This is a genomic window from Polynucleobacter sp. MWH-UH2A, assembly GCF_018687195.1.
Lineage (GTDB): Bacteria > Pseudomonadota > Gammaproteobacteria > Burkholderiales > Burkholderiaceae > Polynucleobacter.
The window spans coordinates 801990-822585 of record NZ_CP061321.1; the positions used below are offsets into that span (position 1 = coordinate 801990).

The 20596-nt window shown below is 47.4% G+C and carries 15 protein-coding genes; 14 read left to right on the forward strand and 1 reads right to left on the reverse strand.

The features are described from left to right. The first annotated feature begins 9 nt into the window (after positions 1–9). The 5 genes from IC571_RS04310 to IC571_RS04330 all read left to right on the forward strand — a co-directional run bounded on the left by IC571_RS04310 (position 10) and on the right by IC571_RS04330 (position 6417). Positions 10–1887, forward strand: coding sequence for an extracellular solute-binding protein (locus IC571_RS04310; RefSeq protein ID WP_215317585.1), 1878 nt, complete (start codon positions 10–12; stop codon positions 1885–1887). A gap of 11 nt (positions 1888–1898) precedes the next feature. Then, positions 1899–2969 carry a microcin C ABC transporter permease YejB gene (locus IC571_RS04315; RefSeq protein ID WP_215317807.1) on the forward strand — a complete coding sequence of 357 codons (1071 nt, stop codon included), beginning with the start codon at positions 1899–1901 and terminating at the stop codon, positions 2967–2969. After that, on the forward strand, positions 2966–3991 hold the full coding sequence (locus tag IC571_RS04320) for an ABC transporter permease (protein WP_215317586.1): 1026 nt from the start codon (positions 2966–2968) through the stop codon (positions 3989–3991). The genes IC571_RS04315 and IC571_RS04320 overlap by 4 nt, the downstream gene beginning before the upstream one ends. Beyond that, on the forward strand, positions 3988–5625 hold the full coding sequence (locus IC571_RS04325) for an ABC transporter ATP-binding protein (RefSeq protein WP_215317587.1): 1638 nt from the start codon (positions 3988–3990) through the stop codon (positions 5623–5625). Before IC571_RS04320 ends, IC571_RS04325 begins: the two co-directional genes overlap by 4 nt. A gap of 138 nt (positions 5626–5763) precedes the next feature. Next, entirely contained in the window at positions 5764–6417 is a 654-nt protein-coding gene (locus IC571_RS04330) for a C40 family peptidase (RefSeq protein ID WP_215317588.1), read from the forward strand. 28 nt (positions 6418–6445) lie between these two features. On the opposite strand, the gene IC571_RS04335 is transcribed toward IC571_RS04330, so the two are convergent. Further along, complete coding sequence (locus IC571_RS04335; RefSeq protein WP_371742909.1) at positions 6446–7261, reverse strand: patatin-like phospholipase family protein; 816 nt, start codon at positions 7259–7261, stop codon at positions 6446–6448. Between the two features lie 283 nt (positions 7262–7544). On the opposite strand from IC571_RS04335, the gene scpB reads away from it, so the two are divergent. The 9 genes from scpB to IC571_RS04380 all read left to right on the forward strand — a co-directional run bounded on the left by scpB (position 7545) and on the right by IC571_RS04380 (position 20586). After that, positions 7545–8261, forward strand: coding sequence for an SMC-Scp complex subunit ScpB (gene scpB / locus IC571_RS04340; RefSeq protein ID WP_215317590.1), 717 nt, complete (start codon positions 7545–7547; stop codon positions 8259–8261). Positions 8262–8267: 6 nt separating this feature from the next. Beyond that, positions 8268–10043: a 23S rRNA pseudouridine(2605) synthase RluB gene (rluB, locus tag IC571_RS04345; RefSeq protein WP_215317591.1), complete on the forward strand. Its 1776-nt coding sequence runs from the start codon at positions 8268–8270 to the stop codon at positions 10041–10043. Positions 10044–10227: 184 nt separating this feature from the next. Continuing rightward, the gene (gene rimP / locus IC571_RS04350; protein WP_215317592.1) at positions 10228–10719 is read left to right on the forward strand and encodes a ribosome maturation factor RimP; all 492 of its coding nucleotides are present in this window, start codon (positions 10228–10230) and stop codon (positions 10717–10719) included. After that, positions 10716–12197 (forward strand): transcription termination factor NusA, encoded by a 1482-nt coding sequence (gene nusA / locus IC571_RS04355; RefSeq protein WP_215317593.1) that lies wholly within the window; start codon positions 10716–10718, stop codon positions 12195–12197. Before rimP ends, nusA begins: the two co-directional genes overlap by 4 nt. A gap of 13 nt (positions 12198–12210) precedes the next feature. Then, the gene (gene infB, locus IC571_RS04360) at positions 12211–14967 is read left to right on the forward strand and encodes a translation initiation factor IF-2 (protein WP_215317594.1); all 2757 of its coding nucleotides are present in this window, start codon (positions 12211–12213) and stop codon (positions 14965–14967) included. A gap of 12 nt (positions 14968–14979) precedes the next feature. Beyond that, positions 14980–15348 carry a 30S ribosome-binding factor RbfA gene (gene rbfA / locus IC571_RS04365; protein WP_215317595.1) on the forward strand — a complete coding sequence of 123 codons (369 nt, stop codon included), beginning with the start codon at positions 14980–14982 and terminating at the stop codon, positions 15346–15348. A gap of 1 nt (position 15349) precedes the next feature. Next, entirely contained in the window at positions 15350–16261 is a 912-nt protein-coding gene (truB, locus tag IC571_RS04370) for a tRNA pseudouridine(55) synthase TruB (protein ID WP_215317596.1), read from the forward strand. 59 nt (positions 16262–16320) lie between these two features. Further along, positions 16321–18138 (forward strand): translational GTPase TypA, encoded by a 1818-nt coding sequence (typA, locus tag IC571_RS04375; protein ID WP_173955573.1) that lies wholly within the window; start codon positions 16321–16323, stop codon positions 18136–18138. Positions 18139–18234: 96 nt separating this feature from the next. Next, positions 18235–20586, forward strand: coding sequence for a Tex family protein (locus tag IC571_RS04380; protein ID WP_215317597.1), 2352 nt, complete (start codon positions 18235–18237; stop codon positions 20584–20586). The last annotated feature ends 10 nt before the right edge of the window (positions 20587–20596 follow it).

Below are 20596 nucleotides of genomic sequence, written 5' to 3' on the forward strand. Positions count from 1 at the left end.
GTTGCATATATGTCAGCCCAAACTCCTTTTGCCCCTTTTCGGAAAATTGCCCATTTTGTGCTCTTGGCTGCCCTGACTGGGGTGGCAAGTAGTGTGGCATTGGCGGCTCAAGGGATTGCCCAGTACGGCAAACCAAAGTATCCGGACGGCTTTGCCCATTTTGACTATGTCAATCCGAATGCCCCTAAAGGGGGTACCCTGGTTTTGCCAAACCCAGGACAACGAACCAGTTTTGATAAGTTCAATCCGTTTACATTGCGCGGCGTGACTGCACCCGGCATTGAATTGATGTTTGAGTCCTTAGCTGAGGGTAGTGCAGATGAAACCTCAAGCGTGTATGGATTGCTTGCAGATGACATTGAAGTTGCAAAGGATCATAAGTCAGTCACATTCCATATTCGCCCAGAAGCCAAATTTTCAGATGGGAGTCCTGTATTAGCAGCAGATGTGAAATACAGCTTTGATGTGCTCATGAGTGGCAAAGCGCACCCACGCTATAAAACGACGTTTGCCGACATTACATCCGCAGTGGTTCTCTCAGATCGATTAGTGCGTTTTGAATTTAAAAATAACAATTCAGAATTACCAATTTTGGCGGGAACGCTCCCAATTTTCTCGCGCAACTGGGGTAAGAAGCCTGATGGCAGCATGACCCCATTTGAAAGTCTTGCATTTGAGGCGCCTATCGGTAGCGGACCTTATTTAATTGAATCGTTCAAGGCAGGTAAATCCATTGTCTATAAGAAGAACCCGCAGTATTGGGCTGACCATCTTGCTAAGCCACTTAATATTCGAGTTGGCTTCTATAACTTTGATCGTGTGCTCTATAAGCTATACAGCGATGATGCCGTTCGTCTTGAAGCCTTTAAGGCGGGAGAGTTTGATGCCATCGTCGAGTACCGGGCCAAAATTTGGGCTAAAGGATATGTGGGATCAAAATTTGATAACGGAACGCTGACGAAAAAAGCGTTTATCAATCACAATGGCGCAGGCATGCAAGGTTTTGCGATGAATATTCGCAGACCGATTTTTCAAGATGCAAGAGTTCGCCAAGCTTTAGGATTGGCATTGGATTTTGAGTGGCTCAATCGCCAAATCTTTTTTGATCAATACAGTCGTATTAATAGTTACTTTACAAATAGCGATTTGAGCGCAAACTTTGATGAACCTAGTAAGCCAACAGAAGGCGAGTTGAAATTACTCAAGTCTCTCAAGGCGCAATACCCTCAATGGGTACCTGATGCGGTATTTGGGCCCATGCCAGCAGCGCCATCTACGCTGCCACCAGCAAGTTTGCGACAAAACTTGCGCAAGGCAAGAGAGTTATTAATGCATTCAGGTTGGCAATATCGCGATGGTGCCTTACGTAATGAAAAAGGAGAGCCATTTCGCTTCGAGATTGTTGAAGATGGTGGCTTTTTCCTCAGGGTAATCTCAGCTTATATTCGTAATCTTGAAAAATTGGGGATTCAGGTGGATGTGCGCACTAGTGACTTTGCGCTTCATCAAAAACGGATGAATGAGTATGACTTTGATATGACGACAGTGCGTTTTCAGGATTCTCAAAACCCGGGCAGTGAGTTATGGGATCGTTTTGGTAGTCAGGCTGCAAAAGAAAAAGGTTCTGATAACGTGATTGGTATTCAATCGCCTGTAGTGGATGCCTTGGTTTCAGAAATCACCAGGGCGCAGAATCGAGATCAATTGCGTACAGCAGCGCGTGCACTCGATCGGGTCTTGTGGAATAGTTATTACGTTGTGCCGCAGTGGTACAACCCCACTCATCGTGTCGCCTTCCGCAAGGAAATGCGTTATCCAGAACCACCACTGTATTACCAAGCGGAGCCGTGGATTATGCAAAACTGGTGGAAAGAGGAAAGTAAATAATGCAAGCTCAAATGCGCGTTTATATCCTCAAGCGTTTGCTGTTAATGATCCCAACACTCTTAGGTGTCTTAACGCTGACCTTTGCAGTGGTGCAATTTGTGCCGGGTGGACCAGTCGAGCAAATGGTGTTGGAGCTTAAAGGCAAAGGTGGCGCTGCAACCGGCGGTAGTGAGTCATCGGGTGCAGGCGCTAGTGCGAGCTACCGCGGTCGCCAGGGGGTAGATGCGCAGCGATTGGAAGAGGTAAAAGCGCTCTACGGTTTTGATAAGCCTCCGCTGGAGCGTTACTTCATGATGCTAGGTCGATTTGCCAGATTTGATTTAGGCGATAGCTACTATCAACATGAAAGTGTTTGGCGTTTAGTAGTGTCCAAGCTTCCAGTGTCCATCAGTATTGGCTTGTGGACATTCTTCATCACCTATTTAGTTTCGATTCCCCTGGGAATTGCGAAAGCAGTGCGAGATGGTTCTCGTTTTGATGCGGTGACAAGCACCATGATCCTGGTCGGTTATGCGATTCCAGGATTTGTATTGGGCGTTTTGTTGCTAGTAGTTTTTGGTGGCGGTAGTTTTCTACAAATATTTCCCTTGCGAGGCCTTACCTCTGACGACTGGAGTGAGCTCAGTCTGATTGGTAGGCTTATGGATTACCTATGGCATCTGGTATTGCCAATCACAGCATCGGTATTGGGTAGTTTTGCGGTTGTCACGATGCTGACCAAGAATTCCTTTTTGGAAGAGATTCGTAAGCAGTATGTGTTGACTGCCAGAGCTAAAGGCCTTACCGAGAAGCAGGTGTTATGGAAGCATGTTTTCCGTAATGCGATGTTGCCGCTGGTGACAGGCTTTCCGGCCGCCTTTATTGGCGCATTCTTTACGGGATCCTTGCTGATTGAAACCCTGTTTTCTCTCGATGGACTTGGCTTGCTTTCGTATGAGTCGGTCATGCGTCGCGATTACCCAGTTGTATTTGGAACGCTTTACTTATTTACCTTGATTGGTTTATTTACTAAGCTGATTTCTGATCTTTGCTATGTCTATGTCGACCCTCGCATCCAGTTTGGTTCGGGAGGAGGGTCATGAGTCGTTGGCAGCGTTTTAAAACAAATCGCCGCGGCTATATTAGCCTGTGGATCTTTGTTGCACTTTTTGGAGTGTCGCTTTGTGCGGAGTTCATTGCAAACGATAAGCCCTTAGTCGTTCGCTATGACGGGCATTTCTATTTCCCGATTGTGAATAACCAAGCGGAAACTGTTTTTGGTGGTGACTTTGCGACCCCAACGGATTTTTTAGATCCCGATATTCGCCACAACATCACCAGTGGCGGAAATTGGGCGATCTATCCACCGATTAAATACAGTTACGAGACGCTGAACTACTTTGCGCCATCGCCTAATCCTGCGCCCCCATCCTGGCAGAACTGGTTGGGGACTGACGACCGGGGTCGCGACGTTCTATCTCGTCTTATTTATGGCTTCCGTTTATCCATTCTCTTCGGTCTGGCGCTGACGATCGTGGGTGTTACCGTTGGCGTTATCACGGGATCACTGATGGGTTTCTTTGGCGGAAAGTTTGATCTCATATCTCAACGCTTGATCGAAATTTGGTCCGCTATGCCAGAGTTGTATCTGCTGATTATTTTTGCTTCGATCTTTCATCCAAGTGTTTTGTTGTTGATTTTGTTGCTAGCGGCTTTTGGATGGATGGGTTTGTCAGATTATGTGCGCGCTGAATTTTTCCGCAACCGTGCTCTGGAGTATGTGCGAGCCGCAAGAGCACTTGGATTAACCAACGTGCAGATCATGTGGCGCCACATTCTGCCAAATAGTTTGACGCCGGTGATCACTTTTTTGCCTTTCCGCATGAGCGCAGCGATTCTCTCTCTAACTAGCTTAGATTTTTTAGGGCTAGGAGTTCCTCCAGGCACGCCCAGCTTAGGAGAGTTGCTATCGCAAGGCAAGGGCAACCTTGATGCTTGGTGGATTTCGTTATCCACTTTTGTGGTTTTGGTAAGCACCTTGTTATTGCTGACCTTTATGGGTGAAGCACTGCGCGATGCTTATGACTCACGCAAAGCCGGGTTGATGAACGGAGGTCGTTCATGAGTCTGTTGCGTTATGAAAACCTGTCTATTTCGTTTGGTGCAGGGCGTCGCGAAAAGTTTGCCGTAAATCATCTCAATCTAGAGATTGGTGTTGGTGAGCGACTGGCCTTGGTGGGTGAGTCCAGCTCTGGAAAAACATTGACTGCATTAGCGCCACTCAGGTTAGAGCCCGAAGGCGCCAAAGTGAACGGCAAAATTTTCTGGAAGCAACGCGATGGGCGAGAGGAAGTAGACCTCTTGCCTATGTCTATTGAAGATATTCGGGAGATTCGTGGGCGCGAGATCGCCATGATCTTTCAGGAGCCAATGACGGCCTTAAATCCGCTATTCACAATCGGCAATCAAATTATCGAAGCGGTGCAGATTGATCAGCCCTTGATTTCAAAGGCAGATGCGATGGATGCCGCGATTGACCTGCTTAAGAAAACTGGTATTCCAGAACCAGAACGACGATTTCATTCCTACCCCCATCAACTATCCGGCGGGCAACGACAGCGCGCCATGATAGCGATGGCTTTGGCCTGCAAACCCAGACTGCTAATTGCCGATGAGCCAACGACCGCATTGGATGTTAGTTTGCGCATGCAAATTTTGGATCTCTTGAAAGAATTACAACAAGAGTCCAAAGAACATGGCGGTATGAGTATTTTATTAATTACGCATGACCTCAATTTGGTGAAGCATTTTGCACAGCGAGTGGCTGTTCTAAATCAAGGAAATTTAATTGAGGTTGGCACAACCAAGCAAGTGTTTGATCATCCAGTAGATCCGTATACACGCGCTTTAGTGAATAGCGAGCCCGTTCGCAATCTTGCGCCGGTAATGCCGCTGGCACCAGTGCTACTCAAGACTGAAGAGTTGTCGGTTGCCTATCCAAGTTTCGAAACGGTTGGCTGGTTTAAAAAGGCTGCACCACATAAAGTGTTAAAGAAGGTGAGCTTTGAATTAAAGCAGGGTCAAACGATCGGTGTGATCGGTGAATCTGGGTCTGGTAAAACCACGCTTGGCATGGCTGTGCTGGGTTTGCTTGGCGACTCTGCCGCTCAAGTTTCTGGCAATGTAGATGTGCTTGGTAAAGATTGGCAGTTGCTAAAACCGATTGAGCGCCGTGCAATGCGCGCAAGTTTGCAAGTCATTTTTCAGGATCCATTTGGTTCACTATCTCCGCGAATGAGCGTGTTGCAAATCATCGCAGAAGGTTTAGATGTGCATCATCCAAAACTATCTGTGACAGAGCGAGAATCTCGGGTAGTGGATATGCTTAAAGAAGTTGGGCTTGATCGTTCTGCATTGCATCGTTACCCGCATGAATTTTCTGGTGGGCAGCGTCAACGCATCGCAATTGCTCGGGCACTCATTTTGCGCCCACAGATCTTGGTGTTAGATGAGCCGACTTCGGCATTGGATGTCTCTATACAAAAACAAGTGCTTGCCTTGCTTTCTGAACTGCAAAAGAAATACAACTTGGCATATCTCATGATTAGCCATGATTTGGCGGTAATTCGAGCGATGTCCCATGAGGTGATGGTGCTGAAAGAGGGCAGAGTTGTGGAGTTTGGGGAAACCGAAACTCTCATCAAGCACCCACGGCAGGTATATACAAAAGAGCTCTTTGCGGCGGCTGAATTGACCTAAGCGCCATTTCATGCGCTCATATTTGGTGCATATTTACCCAACGAAGGCCGTAATAAAGATAAAAAAACTAATGAAAACAAAATATTAAGAGATACTCTTCAACTTGGTTAATGTAGCTATCTTTGTTAAACTGGTCGGATGTCATTCAATAAAGCGCTTTTTTCGCAAAGTTTAGGACTCATTCTGGTCCTGGGTATGCCTTTCATGGCGCATGCAGCCGATACACCTACAGATGCTCCCGCGGTCGCTGAAACAGCGGTTCCAAAAGAGAGCATGTTTCAAGCAGGTAAGGCGTACATTGCTAAAGTTTCTGATCGCTTTGCCGATACCGTTACTGGGAAATCTGAAGAGTTGATTAACCGCGCAATGGAAGTGATTGGCGTGCGCTATCGCTGGGATGCGGAGTTACCGCAGTCTGGATTGGATGGTAGCAGCTTTGTTGGTTATGTATTTAAAGACAAGTTAGGCTTTTTATTGCCACGCAAGTCTACGCAAATGAGTCGTGTTGGTAAACCAATTAGTCGCGAAGAATTGCAACCAGGCGACCTTGTATTTTTCAATACGATGCGCCTAACGTTTTCTCATGTTGGTATTTATGTTGGGGATAATAAATTTATCCACTCACCATCAAAGGGCACCAGCGTGCGCGTAGATGATCTTGGTAGCTTGTACTGGGATAAACGTTTTGATGGTGCACGTCGCCTAGACGGCAGTGACAACTTGGACGACAGCGAGCGTCAAGAGTTGTTGAAGGAAGTTAAAAATCTCAAGCGTAAGTCTCGTAGCCTATAGAGCCTATACGCTATAAGCCTTATCAGGCTTAGCCCTTTAGCTTTTCCTTAATTAACCCCATTTGTTCTTGTGTGGCCACTTCGCCAGCAAGAATCGCAGCATTTCGGGACTTAAAGTCACTGCCGCTCATTTGTTTTAGATGCGGTGTGATGACGATATCGGCACTTTTCAATTCAAACTGATTAATGCTTCTTTGCATTATTGAGATCGTTTGCTGGAGTACTCCAAATGTACCGCTAGCATCTTGATGAACAGGCTCTGAAGAAATGTTGACAGCAATCACTATAGTTGCACCCATTTGCCTTGCATAACTCACTGGCACTGGTGCAACTAAACCACCATCCACATATTCTTTACCGCCAATAATCGTTGGTTGAAATACGCCAGGGATACTGCATGAGGCGCGAACTGCTTGACCGGTGTTTCCTGTGCGAAATAACACGCCCTTACCGGACTGCAATTCTGTTGCCACGATTCCTAAGGGAATGCGCATTTGTTCAATGGGTTTATTTTGCACTTCACGATTAATCATGTTTTGTAGGGCATCGCCTTTAATAAGTCCGCCAAAGCGTCCTGCAAATGGCAATCCCCAGTCAGCAATCGTTGCCTCGTCTAAGTTCAAGGCAAGTCGATTGAGCTCATTTCCGCTGACTCCAGAGGCAAGTAGGGCGGCAATGACGCTACCTGCGCTACTGCCAACGACGATATCGGGTCGGATACCTTGTGCCTCGAGCGCTTTAATGACGCCCACATGAGCAAAGCCTCTAGCAGCACCAGCCCCCAAAACCAACCCAATTACTGGCTTTTTTGACCCAATCAAACCGCAAGAGCTCAGTCCTCCCATGCTTAAAAGAGAGGCCAATCCCAGGCCGAGTGCTTTACGGCGCTTGGGGGAGGCTGGGTTCAATGGGTTGAGCGGGGTTTTTGATGAATTCGAATGCATTTGGCTATTGTATTGAGCCTACCTTATAATGGTTTCACGGTGAACGAAAAAGACTTCGTGCAGCGCGGACAATTCCCAAACTAGAAATCAGATGGATTGCCCGTAGTCGCTAGAAAACACCCAACCCATTACTGAAATACATTTACTAGAGTCTACTCAGGACATTCCTGATAGCCCAATTTTTATGGACGATCACAACAAGCGCGTTATTGAAACAGCCCTCCTGTGTGCACAGGAGCCTCTCACCGTGGCTGACCTGTCACGTCTGTTTGTGGAAGACATCACCACGGCAGATATTGATGAAGCGCTAGTGGAATTACAGAGTGCATGGGATGACAAAGGCATGGAGCTGGTACACATTGCTACTGGTTGGCGTTTCCAAAGCCGTTTATCTATGCGCGAATACTTAGATCGCCTTACACCAGAAAAGCCGCCGAAGTATTCTCGTGCGGTGATGGAAACCTTAGCAATTATTGCCTACCGCCAACCGGTAACACGCGGCGAGATCGAAGAGATTCGCGGTGTTGCTGTCAGCAGTAACGTTATGAAACAGTTGGAAGATCGTGGTTGGGTTGAAGTGATTGGCCACAAAGACACTGTGGGCCGCCCAGGTTTGTACGCCACCACAAAACAATTCTTAGATGATTTAAGTCTCACCAATTTACAAAGTTTGCCGATGTTGGAAGATGCGGCTCCAATGGCTGCTGCCGAGCAGTTAGGTCAAGCCGTGATGGAGTTTGACCCAACGGCAACAGTGGAAACTGTAGTCATTGAAGAAGCTACGGTGACTGAAATTACTGAGATCTCGGAATCCAACGAGGAAACCGTAGAGAGCAATTCAGAAGAAGCGGCAGAAGAAACAAGCCCAGAGTCTGACGAACAAACAGACGAAACAAAATAATTTGTAATGACAAGTTCCAACGATAACGATTCATCCCCAGTAGTTCCCGCAGCAACAGCGCCTAGCCACACTGACCATCAGTCTTCTGCTCCACAGGCGGGTGCAGATCAGTCAGAGTCTGGTGAGCGTGGCTCGCGTGAGGATCGGGGTCCCCGTCACCCGCGTCGTGCCGGGACGGGTAAGCATCCTTTTAATAAGAAGCGCCCATTCAATAAAGATAAGCAACGCCGTGATGGCCGCGAGGGTCGTGAGGGTGATGCACAGAATGGTTCACGTGAAGGTGGCGGTAATCATGGATCGAAGTTCGCTCCGAATCCAGCAGAGGTAGAGGCCTTATTTGCCTCTGTAGTATCTGGTGAGTTTGATGCTGCACTAGATGCCCCAGAAGTAGTGGAAGCCAAAAATCCAGAAGGTTTGAATGAGAGTGAAATTTCTCATCAGACTGGAGCAGAGCGCCGTGCGCAACGCGCACAACGTTCGCGTGAAGATGAAGATTCTGATGCACCCACCGAAGAAGAAATGAGTAGTTTGCAATTTGCCAATATTGACGAATTGCCTTTGAGTTTGCGTGATGAAGTCTGGTCTGATCTTGACGGATTGGATGACGAAGCAGAAGACGAAGATACCGTTAAGTTGCACAAGGTGTTGGCAGATGCTGGTATGGGTTCACGCCGCGACATGGAAGACTTGATTATTCAAGGTCGTGTATCGGTTAATGGTTTGCCAGCCCATATTGGTCAACGGATTGGTCCAACCGATCAGGTGCGTATTAACGGGAAGCAAGTTCATCGCAAGATACAAACAAAACCACCGCGCGTGATTTTGTATCACAAGCCTGCCGGCGAAATCGTCAGTCAGTCAGACCCAGAGGGTCGTCCAACTGTATTTGATCGTTTGCCAAAACCTCGCCAAGGCCGCTGGATTGCGGTAGGACGCCTAGACTTTAATACAGAAGGTTTATTGTTATTTACAACCTCTGGTGAATTAGCCAATCGTTTAATGCATCCACGTTATGGTGTAGAGCGAGAGTACGCTGTACGTATCTTGGGTGAACTAAGTCAAGAGAACACTGCGCAACTTAAGAGCGGTATCAAGCTCGATGATGGGCAAGCACGATTTTTGCGTTTATCAATGGGTGGTGGCGATGGCGCCAATCGTTGGTATCACGTTGCATTGACTGAAGGTCGTAATCGTGAAGTGCGCCGCATGTTTGAAGCGGTAGGTCACACCGTATCTCGTTTGATTCGTACGCGTTATGGCATGTTCTTATTGCCACCGCGCTTGCGTCGCGGCAAATGGGAAGAGGTAGAGGCTGGTGGTATCTATAACTTGATGAAGTCTGCTGGCTTAAAAATGCCGCAACCCCAAGATAAGGGTCGCAATCCCAACTCTGGTGGTCAAAGCCGTAATCCTGAGAGCGCAGATTTCCAGCCTGATCCGATGCAAACCTCGGTTTCTTATTGGGGCTCACGTGACGCCTTAACGCTTGCTAGCGGTCATCATGGCATGACCCATCAGGGCAAGAATGCCAAAGCTGGAGGCTCTGGAGATGGGCGCGGACCATTCCGTGGTCGCACACAGGGTGGTAGACCGGGGCAAGGTGGTCAGGCAGGTAATGGCCAGGGTCGAAATAAGAGTAAAAAAGTTCACCATGGCCAGTCTGCTTTTGTCACTGGAAACCCACAAAATCCAGGCAATGGCCCTAAACGCGGTGCGCCAAAGGGTAAAAAACCCTTTCATAAGGGACCTAGAAAGTCTCGAAATCCTGGCGAAAGCTTCTGATTTTTAACAGTTTTCCCTAGAAATCTCACTAAAAATCCGCTACAATTTAAGTCTTGCAACACAAATAGTTGCAAGTGTTGTTACCGACTGATGTTGCGATCAACGTAAGTCGGCCTGTTCTGAATTTCGAGAATATGGGCTTTGAAGCCCATTTTTTTTTGCCGTTTTAGCTTGAAGGGAAGTTGTGAGAGATCAGCAGATCATCGCTGCAGAGTTGGAAAACCTGGGTTACACGCTGGTAGATATCGAGCGTGAAGCCGGTGGACTGCTGCGCGTCACAATTGAAAACCCTGACTACGAACAATTGATCACGGTGATGGATTGTGAAAAGGTGAGCCATCAATTGAGCTACACCTTACCAGTCGAGAACATTCCCTACGAGCGCCTAGAGATCTCTTCTCCAGGCTTGGACCGCCCAGTGAAAAGTGCCGCAGATTTTGAGCGTTTCGCTGGAATGGAAGTGGATTTGAAATTGCGCGTTGCTGTTGGTAACCGTAAAAATTTTCGTGGTGTGTTGCAAGGTTTGCTGAGTGGTGAATTGAGTTCACCTGATGCGAAATTTGGTTTGGTGTTCGAGGCAGCTGATGGTCAGCCGTCTCAATTGGAGTTTTCTTTAGCCGAGGTCGATAAGACTCGGTTGGTCCCTGTTATTGATTTCAAAGGAAGAAAGTCATGAGCCGAGAAGTTCTCATGTTGGCAGACGCGCTAGCGCGTGAAAAGAACGTTGATCAAGCGATTGTGTTTGAGGCGCTTGAAATGGCGTTGGCATCAGCCACAAAGAAACGTTATGCAACCGAAGACGTGGATATTCGTGTATCGATCGACCGCGATTCTGGTGAATATGAAACCTTCCGTCGCTGGTTGGTAGTTCCTGATGAAGCAGGACTCCAGGAGCCAGATAAAGAAATCTTGCAATTTGAAGCTAAAGAGCAAATTGCTGACATCGAAGTAGGTGACTACATCGAAGAGCAAATTGAGTCTTTGGCTTTTGGTCGTATTGGTGCGCAGGCAGCAAAGCAAGTGATTTTGCAGCGCATTCGTGATGCTGAGCGCGAGCAAATTTTGAATGACTACCTCGAGCGTGGCGAGAAAGTCATGACTGGTACCGTTAAGCGTGCTGACAAAAATGGTTTGATTATTGAATCGGGTCGTGTTGAAGCATTGCTACGTCGCGATCAAATGATTCCAAAAGAGAATTTGCGTTCCGGTGATCGTGTGCGCGCGTACATCCTTAAAGTGGATCGTGAAGCGCGTGGCCCACAAATTGAACTTTCTCGTACATGCCCAGAGTTCTTGATTAAGTTATTCGAGAACGAAGTTCCTGAAATGGAACAAGGCCTCTTAGAAATTAAAGGTGCTGCTCGTGATCCAGGCGTACGCGCAAAGATTGCCGTCATTACTTATGACAAGCGTATTGATCCAATTGGAACTTGCGTGGGCGTTCGTGGTACGCGTGTTACTGCGGTGCGTAATGAAGTTGCCGGTGAAGCAGTGGACATCGTTTTATGGTCTGAAGATCCAGCGCAATTTGTGATTGGTGCCTTGGCTCCGGCCCAAGTATCTTCAATTGTGGTTGATGAAGAGCGTCACGCGATGGATGTTGTGGTTGATGAAGAGAATTTGGCAATCGCGATTGGTCGTAGTGGACAGAACGTGCGTTTGGCAAGTGACTTGACTGGTTGGCAGATCAACATCATGACTCCTGAAGAGTCAGCCGAGAAGACTGAAAAAGAGGCTTCATCTGTGCGCCAGTTGTTTATGGACAAGTTGGACGTTGATCAAGAAGTTGCAGACATTTTGATCGAAGAAGGTTTCAATACATTGGAAGAAGTGGCTTATGTGCCTCTCTCTGAAATGTTAGAGATCGATTCTTTTGATGAAGACACTGTGAATGAGTTGCGTACTCGCGCACGCGATTCTTTGTTGACTATGGAGTTGGCAAAAGAAGAGCGTATTGGTGAAGTGTCGCAAGATTTGCGTTCCCTAGAGGGAATGACCACAGAGTTGATTGCCAAGCTTGCTGACAATCAAGTGCATACCCGTGATGACCTCGCTGAACTGGCTGTTGATGAGCTAGTAGAGGCAACACAAATTGACGAAGAAACTGCGAAAACGCTCATCATGAAAGCGCGCGAACATTGGTTTACTTCATGAGAGGAAGTAGTACATGGCAACAACAACAGTAAAAGTACTCGCTAAGGAACTGAAAAGAACTGCGACTGACCTCTTGGAGCAATTAAAGGCAGCCGGGATCGAAAAAGGTTCTGAGGACGAGAGCATTACCGATAAGGACAAGACGGCCTTACTTGAGTATTTGCAAAAAGCGCATGGCAATGCTGAACCGGGTGCTCGTAAAAAGATCACTCTGATTAAGCGTGAGAGTTCAGAGATTCGCCAGGCAGATTCTGCTGGGCGCACCCGTACCGTTCAGGTTGAGGTGCGTAAAAAGCGGGTCTTGGTAAAGCGCGGTGATGAGACTGCAACTCCTGCTGCCGCAGAAGCTGCAAAACCAGCAAAGGCTGCTAGCGCTGCACCAGCTAAACCGATTCTGACTGAAGAGGAGTTGGAGAAGCGCGCAGCAGAAGCTACTCGTCAGGCTGAATTATTAGCTCGTCAAGAAGCGGAAATGAAAGCTGCTGAAGAGGCGCGTCAAAAAGAAGTAGCGACTCCAGCCGAAAAAGAAGAACAAACTTCTAAAGAGGCATCTGAAGCTGCGGCCGAGAAAAAGGCGCAAGCCGAGAAAGCAGCGAAAGAATTAGCTGCTGCCAAAGAAAAAGAATTGGCTGATCTTCGTGCTCGCCGTGCCGCTGCCGAAGCGGAAGCTTTGGCGATTCGCGACATGATGAGTGCGCCAGCGCGTGTATTAAAAGCGCCAAGCGAAGTCGCCGCTGAAGAGGCGAAAAAAGGTACTCTACACAAGCCTGCAAAAGCAGAAGGTGCTGAAGAGAAGAAAAAACCAACTAAGGTTGGCGGCAAGACTATCAAGTCTTCTGAAACTTCATCAACATGGCAAGAAGAGGGTGCTAAGAAGCCTGGCGGCGGATTAAAGACTCGTGGTGATAGCTCTGGTGGTGTGGGTGGATGGCGTACTGGCGGTGCTCGCAAAAAGCAACGTCAAGTTGCTGAAGCCAATGTCGATACTAATTTCCAAGTGCCTACCGAGCCTATAGTGCGCGATGTGCATGTACCAGAAACCGTTACGGTTGCTGAGTTGGCACATTCCATGGCGGTGAAGAGTGCTGAAGTGATTAAGTTGTTGATGGGTATGGGTCAGATGGTCACCATTAACCAAGTGCTTGATCAAGATACGGCAATGATCATCGTTGAAGAAATGGGTCACCGTGCACATGCTGCGAAATTGGATGATCCAGATCTTGATCTGGGTGCTGAGGGTCACGATGCAGAGTTGTTGCCACGCCCACCGGTAGTTACGGTAATGGGTCACGTTGACCACGGTAAGACCTCTTTGCTCGATAAGATTCGTGCCGCAAAAGTAGCATCTGGTGAAGCCGGTGGTATTACCCAGCATATTGGCGCGTACCATGTGGAAACTCCACGCGGCATGATTACCTTCCTCGATACCCCGGGCCACGAAGCATTTACTGCAATGCGTGCTCGTGGTGCAAAGGCTACGGACATTGTGATTCTGGTGGTTGCAGCTGATGACGGTGTGATGCCGCAAACCAAGGAAGCGATTCACCATGCAATTGCTGGTGGCGTGCCATTGGTGGTTGCAATTAATAAGATTGATAAACCCGAAGCTAACCCTGAGCGTGTCAAAACAGAATTGGTTGCAGAGCAAGTGGTTCCAGAAGAGTACGGTGGTGATGTGCCTTTTGTTCCTGTATCCGCTAAATCTGGTGAAGGTATTGATGCATTGCTCGAGAACGTTCTCTTGCAAGCAGAGATCTTGGAGCTCAAGGCGCCTAAAGATGCGCCTGCTCAAGGCCTTGTTATTGAGGCGAGATTGGATAAAGGTAAGGGTGCTGTGGCAACCGTACTGGTCCAGTCAGGTACGCTCAAGCGTGGCGACATGTTGTTAGCCGGATCCACTTTTGGACGTGTTCGTGCGATGCTGGATGAAAACGGGAAGCCTTGTAATGAGGCTGGTCCTTCTATTCCGGTGGAGATCCAAGGTTTGGCAGAAGTGCCTGCCGCTGGTGAAACAGTTCAGGTTGTTCCAGATGAGCGCAAAGCCCGTGAGATTGCACTCTTCCGTCAAGGTAAGTTCCGCGATGTGAAGTTGGCAAAACAACAAGCAGTCAAACTTGAGACCATGATGGAAAACATGGGCGAGGGCGCGATTGAGGCGAAGTTGCTGCCATTGATCATCAAGGCAGACGTACAAGGCTCTCAAGAAGCCTTGGCTCAATCTTTAATGAAGCTATCTACACCAGAAGTGAAGGTGCAGATTGTTCACGCTGCTGTGGGTGGTATTACCGAGACTGACGTGAATTTGGCGGTTGCTTCTAAGGCTGTCATTATTGGCTTTAACTCTCGTGCTGATGCGGCTGCTCGTAAGCTGGCTGAAAACAATGGTGTTGACATTCGTTATCACAACATTATTTATGACGCGGTAGATGAAGTGAAGCTTGCTTTAAGTGGCATGTTGACTCCAGACAAGAAAGAAGAGATCACTGGCTTGGTAGAGATTCGTCAAGTCTTCTTGGTATCTAAAGTTGGCGCGATTGCCGGTTGCTTGGTGGTTGACGGGGTTGTTAAACGTACATCTAGCGTTCGTCTCTTGCGTGACAACGTGGTTATCTGGTCTGGTGAGCTCGATTCGCTTAAACGCTTTAAAGATGACGCAAAGGAAGTTCGCGCCGGCGTTGAGTGCGGTCTGTCACTAAAAGGCTATAACGATATTAAAGAAGGCGATCAACTCGAAGTATTTGAAGTAACCGAAGTTGCTCGTTCTCTGTAATTTGTAGTAGATATGCACAAGACTAGTCCTCATCGTAACCAGCGTCTCGCCGATCAAATTCAGCGAGACCTGGCCGAGCTTATTCCACGTGAGTTACGTAGCTCTAGTTTGGGCCTAATCACTTTGCAAAGTGTTGAGCTCTCTCCAGATTTGGCTCATGCCAAAGTGTTTTTCACAGTATTGGGTGCAGAGCCTGAGCATGCTTTAAATGCATTGCAAGAAAAAGCGGGCTACTTACATTCATTGTTATTTAAGCGTTTGCATATCCATACCGTGCCGACTCTACATTTTCACTATGACAATTCTGTAGAGCACGGTATTGAAATGTCCAAATTGATCGATAAGGCGGTAGAGAGCGATCATCAGGATGAGAATCCTTAAGATGTCCACGCGGATTGACGGAGTGGTTTTGCTTGATAAACCAGCAGGAATGAGTTCTCAGGGTGCGGTCACTGCAGTAAAGCGCGCATTCAATGCTGAAAAAGCGGGCCATACCGGAACCTTGGATCCAATGGCGACAGGCTTATTGCCGATTTGCTTGGGTGAGGCCACCAAATATTCGCAAGATTTACTTGAAGCAGATAAAACCTATATCGCACAAGTGCGCTTTGGATCTCGCACCGATACTGGCGACGTAGAAGGTTTGGTGATTGAAGAACTGCCATTACCTATTTTTGAAAATCAAGCCGACATCCAGAAAGCGCTTGACGCTTTACTGCCAAAATTTACCGGAGCGATTTCACAAGTACCCCCAATGTATTCAGCATTAAAGCGTGACGGCAAACCTTTGTATGAATACGCGCGTGCTGGAGTAGAGCTTGAGCGCACTCCGCGTGACATTGTGATTCATAAAATTCGTTGGACTGATATTGCCTGGCCTCAAGCAACTTTAGAGGTCACTTGCAGTAAAGGCACTTATATTCGTGTATTGGCCGAAGATCTCGGAAACGCTTTAGGTTGTGGTGCCCATTTAGTGGGTTTGCGCAGAACAGAAGTCGGTCACTTAAGCTTAGAGCACTCTTTTACGATTGAATCGATTCAACAGGCTGTGCACGATAGCTCTAGTTATATTCTTCCGGTGGATGCGTTGTTGCAGACCTTGCCTCACTTAACAGTTGATGAGCAACAAGCAAAACGACTAGAGATGGGTCAACGTGTGCCCCTCAATCTACCTTCCATCGAGGCATTGGTGCGCATTTATCGCGCCACTGCTGCACCACATAATTTTATTGGCACTGCTGATTGGCGCTCTGGGGTATTGCATCCAAAGCGTTTAATTTCTCAGGGACATTAAGGTAACCCAAATAGAACCAACTACCCATTTTTTATTATCTTTAACTTTAGAAGCTTCACATGACTAAACGCGCACTTCGTAATATCGCTATCATCGCCCACGTTGACCACGGTAAAACTACCTTGGTTGACCAACTCTTGCGTCAATCCGGCACCTTCCGCTCAAATGAGAAAGTGGCCGAACGCGTCATGGACTCAAACGATCTTGAAAAAGAGCGTGGCATTACCATTTTGTCCAAAAACTGCGCGGTTGAATACGATGGCACTCACATCAACATCGTAGATACGCCAGGACACGCAGACTTTGGTGGTGAAGTAGAGCGTGTGCTCTCGATGGTTGATGGTGTGCTCTTGTTGGTTGATGCGGTTGAAGGCCCAATGCCACAGACTCGCTTCGTTACCAAGAAGGCATTGGCTCTTGGACTCAAGCCAATCGTTGTTATTAATAAAGTGGATCGCCCAGGCGCACGTACTGACTACGTTATTAATGCCACATTTGAGTTGTTTGATAAATTAGGTGCTACAGAAGAGCAGTTAGACTTCCCAGTTGTATATGCCTCTGGTTTGAACGGTTACGCCGGCATGACGGATGATGTTCGTGAAGGTGATATGCGTCCTTTGTTTGACACAGTCCTCAAGCATGTTCCAGTGCGTGACGATAATCCGGATGGTCCTTTGCAGTTACAGATCACCTCTATTGAATACAGCACTTATGTCGGTAAGATTGGTGTTGGTCGTGTCAATCGCGGTACTGTAAAGCCAGGCATGGATGTCGTCTTTATGGATGGTCCAGAGGGTGTGCAGCGTAAGGGTCGCATTAACCAAGTATTAAAGTTTCGCGGTTTAGAGCGTGAATTGGTTGATGAAGCGCAAGCGGGTGACATCGTATTGATTAACGGTATTGAAGATTTAGCAATTGGTACTACTGTATGTGCTCCAGATACACCTGAAGCATTACCAATGCTCAAAATTGATGAGCCAACTTTGACCATGAACTTTATGGTGAACACCAGCCCATTGGCAGGTCGTGAGGGTAAGTTTGTAACTAGCCGCCAAATTCGTGAGCGCTTGGATCGTGAGTTGAAGTCCAATATGGCCTTGCGCGTAAAAGACACTGACGATGACACCGTATTTGAAGTATCTGGCCGTGGTGAATTGCACCTCACCATTTTGGTGGAGACAATGCGTCGTGAAGGCTATGAGTTAGCAGTTTCTCGTCCTCGCGTGGTTTTCCATGAAGAAGATGGCGTCAAGATGGAGCCATATGAGAACTTGACCGTAGATCTTGAGGACACAACTCAAGGCGCGGTGATGGAAGACTTGGGTAAGCGTAAGGGTGAGTTACTCGATATGGTGAGCGACGGTAAAGGCCGTACACGTTTAGAGTACCGCATTCCTGCGCGTGGTTTGATTGGTTTCCAAGGTGACTTTATGACCATGACTCGCGGTAATGGTTTGATGAGTCATACATTTGATTCGTATGCACCTGCTAAGGACGGTATCTTGGGTGAGCGTCATAACGGCGTGTTAGTGAGTCAGGATGATGGCGAAGCAGTTGCTTACGCATTATGGAAATTGCAAGACCGTGGCCGCATGTTTGTAAGCCCTGGCGACCCATTGTATGAGGGCATGGTGATCGGTATTCATAGTCGCGACAATGACTTGGTTGTAAACCCAATTAAGGGTAAGCAGCTGACTAACGTTCGCGCTTCCGGTACTGATGAAGCGGTGCGCTTGGTTCCACCAATTGCACTCAATTTGGAATACGCTGTTGAGTTTATTGACGACGACGAATTGGTAGAAGTAACGCCGAAGAGTATTCGTATTCGCAAGCGCTACCTCAAAGAGCATGAGCGTAAAAAAGCATCACGCGAATAAATACAACAAGCATCACCACAAAAGTCACCTGCGGGTGGCTTTTGTACTTCATTGAATTCGATATTCCAAATATAGAAAATTAACCAAATTAAATTCATGTTGCCATCCATAGAACAACGTCTTGCCCAGGAGCTATCCGCTAAACCAAATCAAGTGGCGGCTGCCATTGCTTTATTAGATGAGGGCGCAACCGTTCCATTTATTGCCCGTTATCGCAAAGAAGCAACTGGAGGTTTGGATGATGCCCAGTTACGCCTACTAGAAGAGCGCTTGAGTTATTTGCGAGAGCTTGAAGAGCGACGTAAAACTATCGTGGTCTCGATTGAAGAGCAGGGCAAGATGACCCCTGAGTTGCTCAAAGCCATCATGATGGCAGAAGATAAAACGCGCCTAGAAGATCTGTATTTGCCTTACAAGCCTAAGCGCAGAACGAAGGCTCAAATTGCCCTAGAAGCTGGCTTAGAGCCTCTGGCAAATGATTTACTGGCCAACCCAAATCTAGATCCAGAACAAGAAGCTACTAAATACATTAAGGAGGCCTTTAAAACCGATCAAGGTGACAATGCTGGCGTGCCAGACACTAAGGCCGCGCTAGAAGGCGCTCGCCAAATCTTGATGGAACGTTTTGCTGAAGATGCTAGCTTAGTTCAGTCTCTAAGAACCTATTTGCAAGATCATGGTGTGGTTGAGTCTAAGGTGATAGCCGGCAAAGAACAAGAAGGTGAAAAATTTGCAGACTATTTTGACTACTCTGAACCTATCAAAGCTATTCCATCCCATCGTGCATTAGCGTTATTTCGAGGTCGTCGAGAGCAAATGCTGATGGTGAGTTTACGTCTTGATAGCGAAGAGGAGAAGCCTAAATGGGATTCACCACATAACCCTTGCGAACAACGCATTGCAAATCATTTCAAGATTAAGAATGAGGGTCGACTTGCAGATGCTTGGTTAGCGGACACCGTTCGTTGGACCTGGCGCATCAAATGCTCTATGCATCTAGAGACAGAGCTTATGACTGCCTTACGTGAGCGTGCAGAGACCGAAGCGATTAATGTGTTTGCGCGTAACCTAAAGGATTTATTGCTGGCCGCTCCAGCTGGACCTAGGGTCACTATTGGTTTAGATCCTGGAATGCGCACCGGAGTGAAGGTTGCAGTCGTTGATGAGACTGGCAAAGTCGTTGATACAGATGTGATTTACCCACATCAACCTAAAAATGACTGGACTGGCTCGCTTGTGACCCTAGCTAAGTTGGCTGAGAAGCATAAGGCAACACTCATTTCCATTGGTAATGGCACAGCGTCTAGAGAAACCGATAAATTGGCGCAAGATTTGATTAAAGCCAAACCTGAATTGGGTCTTACTAAGATTGTGGTTTCTGAAGCAGGCGCTTCGGTGTATTCCGCATCGGAATATGCTTCAAAAGAATTGCCTGGCATGGATGTTTCCCTCCGCGGTGCAGTCTCTATTGCCCGTAGACTGCAGGATCCGCTAGCCGAGCTAGTCAAGATTGATCCAAAGTCTATTGGTGTGGGTCAGTATCAACATGATGTGATGCAAACCCAGCTAGCAAAATCATTGGTGGCGGTAGTGGAGGATTGTGTGAATGCGGTTGGTGTTGATGTGAATACCGCCTCAGCCCCATTATTAGCAAGGGTCTCTGGTTTAAGCTCAACGGTAGCTGAAGGCATCGTGGCCTATCGGGATAGCAAAGGTGCATTTAAATCTAGAGCGGATTTGAAGGGCGTGCCGCGCTTGGGTGAAAAGACTTTTGAACAGGCAGCAGGATTCTTGCGCATTATGAATGGACAAGATCCTTTAGATGCATCTGCAGTTCACCCGGAATCTTATCCATTGGTTGAGAAAATCCTGAAAGATATTAAGAAGGGCGTTAAGGATGTCATTGGCGATGCCAATTTACTCAAATCCTTGTCGCCCGAGAAATACGCTGACGGGCAATTTGGTGTCCCAACGGTCACTGATATTTTGAAAGAATTAGAAAAGCCAGGAAGAGATCCCCGTCCAGAATTTACAACTGCTACTTTTAAAGAGGGTGTTGAGACAATCGGGGATTTGAAGACCGATATGATTTTGGAGGGTGTGGTGACCAACGTTGCCGCATTTGGCGCCTTCGTGGATATCGGAGTGCATCAAGATGGCTTGGTACATATATCAGCTTTATCCAATACCTTTGTTAAGGATCCGCACACGGTAGTTAAAGCGGGTCAAGTAGTGAAGGTTAAGGTGCTAGAAGTTGATGAAAAGCGCAAGCGCATTGCCTTAACTATGCGTTTATCAGATGAAGCCCCTAAGGCAGGACCTAAGCCAGAGCAAAAAACCCAGAACAGACCAAGGCAGGGTGAAATCAAGCGACCACAAGAGGACCGAAGACAGGCGGCCCCTATGAATAATGCAATGGCGATGGCTTTAGCAAAGCTCAAGAAGTAGTATTTAGAGT

Excerpts from the sequence above, each read along its gene's own strand:
- IC571_RS04315 (WP_215317807.1), top strand. The coding sequence starts at position 1,899 with ATGCGCGTTTATATCCTCAAGCGTTTGCTGTTAATGATCCCAACACTC.
- nusA (WP_215317593.1), top strand. The coding sequence starts at position 10,716 with ATGAGCCGAGAAGTTCTCATGTTGGCAGACGCGCTAGCGCGTGAAAAG.
- IC571_RS04325 (WP_215317587.1), top strand. The coding sequence starts at position 3,988 with ATGAGTCTGTTGCGTTATGAAAACCTGTCTATTTCGTTTGGTGCAGGG.
- rluB (WP_215317591.1), top strand. The coding sequence starts at position 8,268 with ATGACAAGTTCCAACGATAACGATTCATCCCCAGTAGTTCCCGCAGCA.
- IC571_RS04310 (WP_215317585.1), top strand. The coding sequence starts at position 10 with ATGTCAGCCCAAACTCCTTTTGCCCCTTTTCGGAAAATTGCCCATTTT.
- IC571_RS04320 (WP_215317586.1), top strand. The coding sequence starts at position 2,966 with ATGAGTCGTTGGCAGCGTTTTAAAACAAATCGCCGCGGCTATATTAGC.
- infB (WP_215317594.1), top strand. The coding sequence starts at position 12,211 with ATGGCAACAACAACAGTAAAAGTACTCGCTAAGGAACTGAAAAGAACT.
- IC571_RS04380 (WP_215317597.1), top strand. The coding sequence starts at position 18,235 with ATGTTGCCATCCATAGAACAACGTCTTGCCCAGGAGCTATCCGCTAAA.
- truB (WP_215317596.1), top strand. The coding sequence starts at position 15,350 with ATGTCCACGCGGATTGACGGAGTGGTTTTGCTTGATAAACCAGCAGGA.
- IC571_RS04330 (WP_215317588.1), top strand. The coding sequence starts at position 5,764 with ATGTCATTCAATAAAGCGCTTTTTTCGCAAAGTTTAGGACTCATTCTG.
- scpB (WP_215317590.1), top strand. The coding sequence starts at position 7,545 with ATGGACGATCACAACAAGCGCGTTATTGAAACAGCCCTCCTGTGTGCA.
- IC571_RS04335 (WP_371742909.1), bottom strand. The coding sequence starts at position 7,261 with ATGGGAGGACTGAGCTCTTGCGGTTTGATTGGGTCAAAAAAGCCAGTA.
- typA (WP_173955573.1), top strand. The coding sequence starts at position 16,321 with ATGACTAAACGCGCACTTCGTAATATCGCTATCATCGCCCACGTTGAC.
- rbfA (WP_215317595.1), top strand. The coding sequence starts at position 14,980 with ATGCACAAGACTAGTCCTCATCGTAACCAGCGTCTCGCCGATCAAATT.